The sequence below is a fragment of the Flavobacterium adiutor genome (assembly GCF_048282555.1).
GTDB lineage: Bacteria > Bacteroidota > Bacteroidia > Flavobacteriales > Flavobacteriaceae > Flavobacterium.
Genome location: NZ_CP182487.1, coordinates 1815197 through 1826810, shown reverse-complemented (window position 1 = coordinate 1826810; position 11614 = coordinate 1815197). Strand labels below are relative to the sequence as shown.

The following is an 11614-nucleotide window of genomic DNA, read 5'->3' as shown; positions in this document are numbered from 1 at the left end:
CATTGGGGCGATTCTTTTTTTGATTCCGCTTGTGATTTTGGCAGGCGGTTTAACATTAATCAATCAATTTTTAAAATAAGAAATCATGGCAACAGTTCAAAATTCAAACAAAAATCTGACAAGAGATTTAAGCATTAGTCTTTTTATTTACACGCTGCCTGTGTTGGCAATTTACCTATATTTTAAATTGAGTAACAACATTGTAAGTGAATCGCACATTGCATTACCGGCTTTTCTGGAATTTGCAAAACCTGCTTTCGAAAACATCAGAACCTGGGGATTAACCGTTTTTATGATTGTATTGGGAATTATCGAATTTACGGCAGGTTTATATGATGATGAATGGACAGGTGAAGAACGCAAAATTGACATCGTAAGTTTCCTGGCTCCAAAATTAATTTTACCTGCAGTTATTTCTTTTTTCAGCTTAAAGGTTTTACCGGTTTTTATTCCGAATCTTGAAAACGCACTTTCGTGGGTACCGTTTTGGGGAGGCTTTTTCTTAATCGCTGTTGCGGATGATTTAACACAATACTGGTACCATCGTCTGCACCATCAGGTTCCTTTTTTATGGCGTTTTCACAGAACGCATCATTCAGCTCCGTACATGGGAATGGCGATGCTTTCGAGACAAAACTTTATTTACACGATCTTTTTCTCTCAAATTTATTTAACAGCGACTTTAACCTATTTAGGTCTAGGCCTTCCTGCTTTATTTGTTTTGGTAATCAAAAGTTTCATTACTTTGGGAGCGCACTCAAGTATTCCATGGGACAAACCTTTCTACGAATATAAAGTTTTACACCCAATTGCATGGATTTTAGAAAGGTTGATTTCTACTCCAGCAACACACCACGCGCATCATGCAGATACAAGCGGAGACGGTGTTGGTCATTTTAAAGGCAACTTCGGAAACATGTTTTTTATCTGGGATGTCATCTTCGGAACAGGTTTAATTACCAGACAATTTCCAAAATCGTACGGAATCAAATCCTACAAGCAGGAAGAATGGTACGCACAGTTTCTCTGGCCGATATTCAAATCTAAAAAAGAAGGAAGCGCACTGGCAGAAGGAGTTCTTTCTGTACCCTTAAAACAAACTCCGGTTGTTGAAAATCAGCCTGTACTAGAAACCGTTCAATCCTAATATCATGAAAAATAAAATATTTAAAAGCAGCATTTCTGTATTAGCCCTTTTCGTAAACATCATTGGATTTACACAAAATAAAAATCCAAATACAATCTCACTGGAGGTTTATTACAGTAAAATCCAAAACGAGAAGAATCCGCAAATAATTGACGCGAGAGATCCTGAAGAATTTGCCCTGAACCACATTAACGGAGCGGTAAATTTCAATCTGGAATCAAAAGATTATGCCAAGCAAATAGCAAAATTAGATAAAACAAGACCCGTATTTACCTATTCTATAGGAGCCGGAAGAAGTGTCTGGCTGGCAGATGATTTACTAAAAAAGGTTTTAAAGAAGCGTATAGTTTAGAGGGCGGAATTGCCAACTGGATTGGCAACGGAAAGCCTTTTTATGTCAACTCCAAAAGCAAATTGACACTGGATGAATACAATAAAATCATCGCTGATAATAATACGGTTTTGGTGGACATCGGTTCTAAATATTGTGCGCCTTGTAAAAAAGTAAAACCTGTTCTGGAAACCATCAAAGCTGAATACGGAGAGAAGGTAAAAATTGTCGAAATTGAACTGGAAGAAAGTCCGCAGGTAATTGCCGATCTGAAAAATGTAAAAGTATTCCCTACCCTGATTTTATATCAAAACGGTCAGATCATTTTCAAAAAAGAGGGATTCTCAGATTTGAAAAAAGAGGTTGATGTAGCTTTGGCACAAAATATTTTTAGCAATTAAACAAAAGGCGATTGAATCAACAATCGCCTTTTGTGTTTGTCAAATATCATTTTAAGTCCTGTAAAATCTGTCGAACCTCTGAGATATCATTGACAAAATATCGAGCCGCTGTTTTTGCATTTCCTACTTTAATGGTATAAGCACTATCCATTAATTCCTGAAACATGAATTCGTCAGTCCAGTCATCTCCAATGGCTACAATAAAATCATAATTGCCCTCAGTTACCAGTCTTCCTGCTGCACGCCCTTTATTTACATTACTGCTCTTCACTTCAAGTACTTTGTTGCCTTCGAGCACTGAAAGCGAATTGTTAGCCAAAAGGCTTGTCAGGACATGTTTAAGTTCCATTGTTCTCAAATTTGCCAGATCTGCATCAGCTCTTCTATAATGCCAGGCAAGAGAATAGTTTTTTTCTTCAATAAAAGTTCCGGGTGTGCTATCTGTAAAGTTTTCAATAATAGGCCGGATATTTTCTTTCCATTCTGTTTTAATATGTTCGAGGCTTATCCATCCTTTTTCTTTTTTTCTAAGCCATACCCCATGATCCGTTATTAAAGTATAGTTTTTATGTCCGAACCAGCTTTCGAGTGTTTTACGATCACGTCCGCTGATTATGGCTATTTCTGTATTTTCATCTGCTGCAATATTGTCCAGAAGGGCATATAATTCATCATCCGGACTTGCCTCTTCTGGTATATTTTTAAATCCTACCAGTGTTCCGTCATAATCAAGCAAAAGCAGTCTTTTCGCGGAATTCTTATAATCCAGTGAAATATCGTGAAGTATTTCAGAGTTCAGTTTTTTGGTAATGCTGACGGGTTTTGAATTTTTAGTGATTTCAAGAGCATTCAGAAATGAATCGGCCCATTTTTCTACATTATAGCGCGACACTCTTTTCTGCAAAGTTTCCAGTCTTGATTTTTGTTCCGCTTCAGGCATTTCAAGAGCATATTTCAGGGTATCCGCAATCTGTTCAAAATTATTAGGATTTACTAAAAGTGCCTCATACATTTCTTTAGCAGCACCCGCCATTTCGCTTAGAACAAGGACACCTTTACCTTGTGTTTTTGTTGCAACATATTCTTTGGCTACAAGATTCATTCCATCTCTTGTTGGTGTAATAAGAGCAACATCAGCAGCAAGATATAAATCAATGAGGTCATCAAAGGGCATTGATCTGTAAAAATACCAGATAGGTGTCCAGTTTACCGTTGCCAGCTGGCCGTTTATCCTTCCAACCAATTCGTCTGTTTCCCGTTTTAAACGCTGATATTGCGGAACATTCTCCCTTGAGGGCACAGAAAGCATCACCAGACGTACTTTACCCTGATATTCAGGATATTTGTTTAGAAAGTATTCAAATGATTTTATTCTGTTTGGAATTCCCTTTGTATAATCCATTCTGTCGATTGACAAAATAAGTTTACTTTCAGAGAAAGACATATTATGCAGTTCGAGACTATGCATCAGATCAGACTTGTTGGCATCCGGACGCACTGCATGTTCAAGAGCTGAATTAAAGTACTTGTCATAATCAATTCCCATAGGAAAAGAATCTACTTTTACAATTCTGTCCTTATAAAATATTTCATTAAATCGAATTTCAAGTCCTGTAATTCTGGACGCAGAACTAATAAAGTGCCTTACATAATCATAAATGTGAAAGCCAATAAGATCGGCACCAAGCATGCCATATAACAATTCATCACGCCACGGACAAGTCCTGAAAAGCTCGAATGAAGGATATGGAATATGAAGAAAAAAACCAATTGTAAGGTTTATTGCTTTCTGTCTGAGTAATTCAGGAAGCAATAATAGCTGATAATCATGAATCCATACCGTATCCCCTTCATTTGCGTTTTCAAGGATAACATCAGCAAACTTCTGATTCACCTTTTTATAAGATTCCCAATGGGTAAGTTCAAATTCTGTATATGCCTGAAAATAATGAAAAAGAGGCCATAGTGCGGTATTACTAAAACCATAATAATAATTCTCAATATCGTATCCTGTCAGGGGAACACTGATGCACTTTTCTTTGGCCAGTGCAATTTCAACTTCATTTTTCCTTTCTGGTTCAATTTGTTCATCTGTAAGTCCAGACCAGCCTATCCAGATTCCGTTTCCTTCAGAGTGAACTGATTTCATTCCGGTCGCAAGTCCCCCAACACTTGATTTTACTACTAACTTTTCGTTATCAAATTTAAGGTCAACAGGAAGGCGATTGGAAACTATAATTGTTTTATTCATCAAAAAATGGTTTGGATTAATAACATCGTTTTAGTAAATTTAAATAATTAATACCCTTTTACCTAACTAAAAGATGACTTTATGAAGAATTTAAACTATGGTATAATTGGTAATTGTCGCAGTGCTGCATTGGTTTCGGATAAAGGAGCTATCGAATGGTGCTGCCTTCCGGAATTTGATTCTGCATCGGTATTTGCAAAAATATTGGATCAGGAAATTGGAGGCAGTTTTGAAATACAGGTGACTGATGATTACACGATTACCCAAAAATATATACCCAACACGAGTATAGTAGTAAGTACCTTTTCTAACGGCACAGATGCTTTTGAAATTAACGATTTCATGCCGCGGTACCGAAAAGAAAAAGGAGGATATATGGCCCCTCCGGAAATTATCAGGTATATTAAAAAACTATCTGGAAATCCTTCTTTCAAGGTAATTTATGATCCGCGTCTGGATTACGCATCAGGTGTAACAAGCAGTTATGTTAAAGAAAATCATATTGTCAGCCTTACCGGTACAATAAAATTCGATTCACTTTTCCTGTACAGCAATTTAGATTTGGAAAGTATCGCTAATGGAAACGAAATCACGCTTAAGGGAGACGGTTATTTGCTAATGGCTTATAATGAGAAAATTTTTATTCCAACGCTCACAAAAATAAATTTGGAGTTTGAACGAACCAAAACGTATTGGCTTAGCTGGAGTGATAAAACAACTGAATATAAAAAATACAATGAGCAGATTGCCCGCAGTGCCATTACGCTTAAATTACTTAGTTATGAAAAAACTGGCGCAGTTTTGGCAGCAGCCACAACTTCTCTGCCAGAAACTATTGGCGAAGTTCGAAACTGGGATTACAGATTCTGCTGGATTAGGGACGCTTCTATGGTAGTAAAGGTCATTTCTGAACTTGGACATAAGAAACTTGCTAAAGATTACCTACAGTTCATCATTGATTTAGTTCCTAATAAAGATGAGAAACTGCAAATCATGTATGGTATCAATAAAGAAAAAAAACTGACAGAAGAAACTCTCGACCATCTAAGTGGCTACATGGGCAGCAAACCGGTAAGAATTGGTAATGCAGCCTATTCACAGCGCCAGAACGACATTTATGGCATTCTTATGGATGTAATTCACCAACAGCTTATTACCTTTAGTAATGATACTGAAAATGGCGAAGAACTCTGGAACATCACTAAAGGAATAGTTTGGGTTGTAAATAAGCACTGGCAGGAACCCGACAAAGGAATCTGGGAATTCAGAACCGAAGAAAGACATTTTACATTCTCTAAAATATTATGCTGGACAGCCATAGACAGAGCCATCAAAGTTGCCAGAATATTGGGCAAAAAACACAAAGCAGAAAAGTGGGAACCATTGGCTGCTGCTATAAAAAATGACATTATGGAAAATGCCTGGAATGAATCCGTTCAGGCTTTTACACAGTCTTATGGTTCTAACGATCTTGACACTTCAGTACTCTTAATGGAAAGTTACGGGTTTATTGAAGAGATGGATCCCAAATATGTAGCAACAGTTAAAGCAATTGAGCGCGACCTGAGCAATGACGGACTTTTATACCGTTATAAAAACAAAGACGATTTTGGTCTTCCCTCCTCTTCTTTTACCATTTGTACTTTTTGGTTCATTAACAGCCTATACAAAATAGGAGAAGAAAAAAAAGCGGAAAAACTCTTTGAACAGTTACTTTCTTACAGTAACCATTTAGGATTATTTAGTGAAGATATCGATTTTAAAACCAAACGCCTTTTAGGGAATTTCCCTCAGGCCTATTCTCATTTAGCCCTTATTGAAACAGCTATAAATCTTTCCAGAATTACCAATGAAGAGGTCGTGCTTGATGCTATAAGATAATTTTAAACAATTACAAAAAAAGCGATTGCCACCGCAGACAATCGCTTTTTGATTTATATAACTAAGAAAGAAAGTGAAATTTAAGATGCCATAGCAATTTCTAATGGTGCAGCTATTTTTGCTAAAGTAAGAGGATCCGAATATCCTAAGAAAAAAACATCCAGTATTTCCTGAAATACAGGATCAGCATTTTGAGCCTGAGAAAAAAGAGTCATTGAAGAACGAAGCTTTCTTGCGTCTAATTCTCCAAGGATTGCCTCAATTGATTTTGCTTTATATTCTAACAGAACATGGCAAATTTCAATCAGATGTTTTGCTAATACAGGATGATTTAAAAAATCTTCTGCTTCTTTAAGATCTGCAAGTGCATAATACTTTGCTATTGTACTTTTCCCCAAACCTTTTAACTGAGGAAAAATAAACCACATCCAGTGCGTTTCTTTCTTCCCTTTTTTTAATTCGGAGTAAGCGGTAAGATAAAGTTTATTCTGTGCATCTAAAAAGCGTGTTAAATCATTATTTGTATAAGCCATTCTGAAATAATTTATAAGGTTAAACAATTTTTTAGGTCTTGTTTATAAAGTCCTCCAAAACTACTCAGCTTCCCGGCTTAATGATTTATATAATTATTAAAGTTACATTATATAATTTCAATTTCAAAACAACAAAACAGCTGCAAAAACAAGTAATCGCAGCTGTTATGAAGCTAATTATGATAAAAATAATTTTTAATTTTTGAAATCATTTAACGATTTCTCCATAATAGAAAGACATTCCTTAATTTGATCTTCAGTAATGACCAAAGGCGGAGCCAGACGAATTTTGTTTCCATGAGTTGGTTTTGCTAATAATCCGTTATCTCTGAATTTGAGACAGATTTCCCAGGCAAGATCCGATTCCTCATCAGAATTAATTACAATCGCATTCAGCAAACCTTTTCCGCGAACCAAAGTAATCAGGTTATTTCGTTCGGCAATTTCGTTTAATCCTTTTCTTAAAATAATTCCCAGACGTTCAGCATTTTCAGCCAGTTTTTCATCTTTTACCACTTCAAGAGCCGCAATCGCAACAGCTGCTGCAACAGGGTTTCCACCAAAAGTAGAACCGTGCTGTCCCGGTTTGATTACATTCATTATTTCGTTATTGGCTAAAACCGCTGATACCGGATAAACACCCCCTGAAATTGCCTTTCCTAAAATCAAAATATCAGGCTGTACATTTTCATGATGAACTGCTAAAAGTTTTCCTGTACGCGCAATCCCGGTCTGAACTTCATCTGCAATAAACAACACATTATGTTTTTCGCAAAGCGCTTTTGCTTTCGCTAAATAACCCTCAGACGGAACATAAACTCCCGCTTCTCCCTGAATGGGTTCTACCAGGAAACCGGCAATATTTTTTGATGATTCGAGTGCTTTTTCCAAAGCTGTCAGATTATCATATTCAATTTTTATAAAACCTTCCGTAAAAGGACCAAAACTCTTTCGGGCACTTTCATCATTCGAAAACGAAATAATGGTTGTAGTTCTTCCGTGAAAATTATTCTCACAAACAATAATCTGTGCCAGATTTTCATGGATTCCTTTTACTTCATAAGCCCACTTTCTGCACAATTTCAAAGCTGTTTCTACCGCTTCGGCACCTGTGTTCATTGGCAGGACTTTATCAAAACCAAAATAATTGGTTACGTACTCTTCGTAATTTCCTAATTTATCATTGTAAAAAGCACGGGAAGTCAAAGTCAGCTTTTGCGCCTGATCTACCATTGCCTCCACAATTTTAGGATGACAGTGTCCTTGGTTTACCGCAGAATAAGCCGATAAAAAATCATAATATTTCTTTTCGTCCACATCCCAGACATAGACCCCTTCTCCTCTGTCTAAAACTACAGGAAGCGGATGATAATTATGAGCTCCGTATTTGTTTTCTTTCTCTATTAAAACTTCTGATTTAGACGAAAGAATTTGTTTAGTCTGTTCCATGATTTTGAGTTTTATTATCTTTTCCAAAATTAATTATATTATTTTATTTTACAATAAAAATCAATACTTTTGACTTTAATTACTTAATTAAAAGTCAATATTAAAAAATAAAGATTAAACAAAAGTCAAATTTAATTTCAAACAATATAAAAATGGATTCATTAGACCAATTTGACATCAAAATCATCAAGGAACTGGAAAAAGATGGCAGAATAGCTTTTTCTACCATAGCAGCAAATCTCAAAATATCAAATACAATGGTGCATCAGCGGATGAATCGTTTAACAGAACAAGGGATTATTTCAGGTATTAAACCTTTGGTCAACGAAAAAAAAATTGGTTATGACTGGGCATCTTTTACCGGAATTACGCTCAATAAAGATTCAGATTCAGAAAGGATTATTGAAGCCTTAAAAGCCATACCGGAAATTACAGAGTGTTATTATGTGACGGGTTCATTCACACTTTACATAAAAATCATAGCCAAAAACCACGAACACATGCGAAATGTTCTTTACGAAAAAATAGACCGAATTTCCGGCATTGCCAAAACCGATTCGATTGTAGAACTGGGATGTGCTTTTAAAAGAAACATTACGCTTTAAAATTCCATATATTTAAATTTAAAATTTTAGTTTTCAATAATTTAGTTCCTGCAGAGGAACCTCAAAAGAAAAAAGCTTTGAGGTTTTTTTGTACGATTATATTTCAGATATTTGTTTAAAATTGTAAAAAATCATGAAAAAATCAACATTTTTAATTTTAGCTATTTCCTTGTATTTCAACACTATGAACGCGCAATTAAAAGCAGTCAAATACAACGACGGAGATCAGATCTTAAATGGACTATCTGTGAAAGCTGCAAAAAAAAGCAGTCAAAATCCCGGAATTTTACTTTTACCGGCCTGGCTCGGAATTGACAATGCTTCAAAAGAAATTGCCGAAAATTTATCCAAGCTAGGCTATACTGTTTTTATAGCCGATATTTACGGAGAAGGAAATTATCCTAAAAACAATTCTGAAGCCGGAAAACAAGCCGGTTTTTACAAAAAAAATTATGAAGCATATCAAAAACGTATTCAACTGGCTTTAGACCAGTTAATCAAATCCGGTGCAAATGCAGAGAATATTGTGGCTATTGGCTATTGTTTTGGGGGAACCGGGGTTTTAGAAGCTGCCCGCGGTAAATTAAATGTAAAAGGTGTTGTGTCATTTCATGGTGGATTAGGCAAAGATGCAGCAAGACCTTCTGAAACTATCACCGCAAAAGTCTTAGCATGCCATGGAGCTGATGATCCTTTTGTTTCAAAAGAAGAAATAACGGCTTTCCAGCAGGAAATGCGTGATAGCAAGGCTGACTGGCAAATGATTTATTATGCCAATTCGGTACATTCATTTACAAATCCAGAAGCTGGAAATGACAACTCAAAAGGGGCCGCCTACAATGCTGTAGCTGCAAGACGTTCTTTTGAACATTTACTGCTTTTCCTGAACGAGGTACTCAAAAAGTAACCCACAAACCAACCAAAACTAAACCAAAAACCGATGTCACATAATAAAATCAGAGAAGATAAAACCTGTCTTAACTGTCGTCATGTTGTAGAACAAAAGTTTTGTCCCAATTGTGGACAAGAGAATTCAGACAGCAGAAAAACATTTCATCATTTGTTTATCCACTTTTTTGAAGATCTGACACATTACGAAAATGCCTTTTGGAAAACGATACGAAATCTACTTTTTAAACCGGCAACTTTAACCAAAGAATATCTGTCGGGAAAAAGACTTTCCTATCTGGCTCCGGTTCGTTTATATATTTTCATCAGTTTCATTACGTTTTTATTAATTGCCATGTTTCCAGTTAAAGTCAACGAAAACAGTAATAAAAGTGAAAAGGAAATAAATGACGAAATCGCTAAAGCTACACAAGAATTAAACATCAAAAAAGAAAATAATAAATACTTCCATTTTTCAAACATGAAGAAAATTGATTCCATTCAGAAATATGGAAAACAAGAAGAAAAACTGAATGCTACCAGCTACTGGTTTGCTGAAAAAGCAATACACATCAGTGAAAAATATACCAAAAAAGAAATTTTTACAAAATTTGCCGAATCCTTCTTTCACAACCTTCCTAAAATTTTATTTATCATCATGCCATTTTTTGCTTTTTTCTTATGGCTTTTTCACAATAAAAAAAAATGGTATTATTTTGATCACGGTATTTTTACACTTCACTATTTTTCATTTTTATTATTAATTTTTCTTGTAATGTTTATCATTGACCGTGTTGTAGGTCTTTTTGGTAAAGATAATCCCCTGAATATTATTTCCACAATTACCAGCATTACTGGAACAATCTGGATGTGTTATTATTTTTATCCGGCTCATCATCGTTTTTATGGCGAATCAAGAATAGTTTCTTTTGTTAAAAGTGTATTATTATTCATTATAAACTCTCTTTTTATTCTATTTTTACTAACTATTTATGTTCTCTATACATTCATCAATATACATTAAAAACAAATAATGAAAAAAATTGCGATTCTATTATTAATTGTTTCTGCATTTTCATGTAAAAACGCTCAAAACATTGCCTCTAAAGACAATTCTGACCCATCTGAATACATTGGTAAAATTTCCGAAAAAAACTTAAAAACGATGCTTTACACAATCGCATCAGATGAAATGGAAGGGCGTGAAACTGGCTCGAAAGGACAAAAGAAAGCAGGACTTTACATGATAGAGCAATACAAAAAAAATGGAATCCCCTTTCCAAAAGGCGCTGCAGATTATTATCAGCACATTCCTGCTTCCTATTTAAATGCAAGACACAACGAAAACTTACCGGATTCAGAAAATATCTGGGCCTACATTGAAGGTTCAGAAAAACCCAATGAAATTTTGGTAATCTCTGCTCATTACGACCATGTAGGCATTCAAAATGCAGAAGTTTATAACGGCGCTGATGATGATGGTTCTGGAACAGTAGCACTAATAGAAATGGCTAAAGTTTTTGCAAAAGCTAAAAAAGAAGGACACGGACCTAAACGCTCCATTTTATTTCTTCATGTAACCGGAGAAGAACATGGATTGCATGGTTCTCGTTATTATTCTGAAAATCCATTGTTTCCTTTAGCAAACACAGTTGCTGATATTAATATTGACATGATTGGCCGCCGTGATACAGAACATGCTAAAACAAACAATTATGTCTATGTAATCGGAGCCGACAGATTATCATCAGATTTGCATAATGCTGTAGTATCCCAAAATGAAAAATACATCAAAATGGATTTGGATTTTAAATTTAATGATCCGAAAGATCCAAATCGTTTTTATGAGCGTTCCGACCATTATAACTTTGCCAAACATAGTATTCCGTCAGTTTTCTTTTTTAATGGTGTTCACGAAGATTACCATGGTAAGGACGACATAGCAGAAAAAATCGAATACGATGCTTTAACCAAAAGGACTAAACTGGCTTTTGTTGTTGCCTGGGAACTCGCCAACAGAGAAAGCAGACCTTTAGTGGATAAAAAATAATTTTTTTAAGATTTTGAGAAACTGAGAGACTAAGTTTTCTCTTAGGAATATAACAAAAAAAAGATGAGCAAAAACTCA

General features: G+C 35.4%; 11 protein-coding genes. 8 read left to right on the top strand and 3 right to left on the bottom strand.

What is annotated here, in order from left to right; translation table 11 throughout:
- Positions 1-85 precede the first annotated feature (85 nt).
- From ACNC7R_RS08095 to ACNC7R_RS08085, 3 genes are all read left to right on the top strand, one after another.
- Entirely contained in the window at positions 86-1147 is a 1062-nt protein-coding gene (locus ACNC7R_RS08095; RefSeq protein ID WP_417940425.1) for a sterol desaturase family protein, read from the top strand.
- A 4-nt stretch (positions 1148-1151) separates the two neighbouring features.
- On the top strand, positions 1152-1499 hold the full coding sequence (locus ACNC7R_RS08090) for a rhodanese-like domain-containing protein (RefSeq protein ID WP_417940424.1): 348 nt from the start codon (positions 1152-1154) through the stop codon (positions 1497-1499).
- Positions 1500-1561: 62 nt separating this feature from the next.
- Positions 1562-1879: a thioredoxin family protein gene (locus ACNC7R_RS08085; RefSeq protein ID WP_417940423.1), complete on the top strand. Its 318-nt coding sequence runs from the start codon at positions 1562-1564 to the stop codon at positions 1877-1879.
- A gap of 46 nt (positions 1880-1925) precedes the next feature.
- Here ACNC7R_RS08085 and ACNC7R_RS08080 read toward each other — a convergent pair whose 3' ends face one another.
- Positions 1926-4130: a bifunctional alpha,alpha-trehalose-phosphate synthase (UDP-forming)/trehalose-phosphatase gene (locus tag ACNC7R_RS08080; RefSeq protein WP_417940422.1), complete on the bottom strand. Its 2205-nt coding sequence runs from the start codon at positions 4128-4130 to the stop codon at positions 1926-1928.
- An 81-nt stretch (positions 4131-4211) separates the two neighbouring features.
- On the opposite strand from ACNC7R_RS08080, the gene ACNC7R_RS08075 reads away from it, so the two are divergent.
- On the top strand, positions 4212-6011 hold the full coding sequence (locus ACNC7R_RS08075) for a glycoside hydrolase family 15 protein (RefSeq protein ID WP_417940421.1): 1800 nt from the start codon (positions 4212-4214) through the stop codon (positions 6009-6011).
- 80 nt (positions 6012-6091) lie between these two features.
- On the opposite strand, the gene ACNC7R_RS08070 is transcribed toward ACNC7R_RS08075, so the two are convergent.
- Complete coding sequence (locus tag ACNC7R_RS08070) at positions 6092-6544, bottom strand: DUF1810 domain-containing protein (RefSeq protein WP_417940420.1); 453 nt, start codon at positions 6542-6544, stop codon at positions 6092-6094.
- A gap of 195 nt (positions 6545-6739) precedes the next feature.
- A complete protein-coding gene (gene rocD, locus ACNC7R_RS08065; protein ID WP_417940419.1) occupies positions 6740-7993 on the bottom strand; it encodes an ornithine--oxo-acid transaminase in 1254 nt (417 codons plus the stop codon).
- Positions 7994-8145: 152 nt separating this feature from the next.
- On the opposite strand from rocD, the gene ACNC7R_RS08060 reads away from it, so the two are divergent.
- The 4 genes from ACNC7R_RS08060 to ACNC7R_RS08045 all read left to right on the top strand — a co-directional run bounded on the left by ACNC7R_RS08060 (position 8146) and on the right by ACNC7R_RS08045 (position 11536).
- The gene (locus tag ACNC7R_RS08060; RefSeq protein ID WP_417940418.1) at positions 8146-8598 is read left to right on the top strand and encodes an Lrp/AsnC family transcriptional regulator; all 453 of its coding nucleotides are present in this window, start codon (positions 8146-8148) and stop codon (positions 8596-8598) included.
- Positions 8599-8731: 133 nt separating this feature from the next.
- On the top strand, positions 8732-9505 hold the full coding sequence (locus ACNC7R_RS08055; protein WP_417940417.1) for a dienelactone hydrolase family protein: 774 nt from the start codon (positions 8732-8734) through the stop codon (positions 9503-9505).
- A gap of 33 nt (positions 9506-9538) precedes the next feature.
- Positions 9539-10510, top strand: coding sequence for a DUF3667 domain-containing protein (locus ACNC7R_RS08050; RefSeq protein WP_417940416.1), 972 nt, complete (start codon positions 9539-9541; stop codon positions 10508-10510).
- Positions 10511-10519: 9 nt separating this feature from the next.
- Positions 10520-11536 carry a M28 family peptidase gene (locus ACNC7R_RS08045; RefSeq protein WP_417940415.1) on the top strand — a complete coding sequence of 339 codons (1017 nt, stop codon included), beginning with the start codon at positions 10520-10522 and terminating at the stop codon, positions 11534-11536.
- Positions 11537-11614 lie beyond the last annotated feature (78 nt).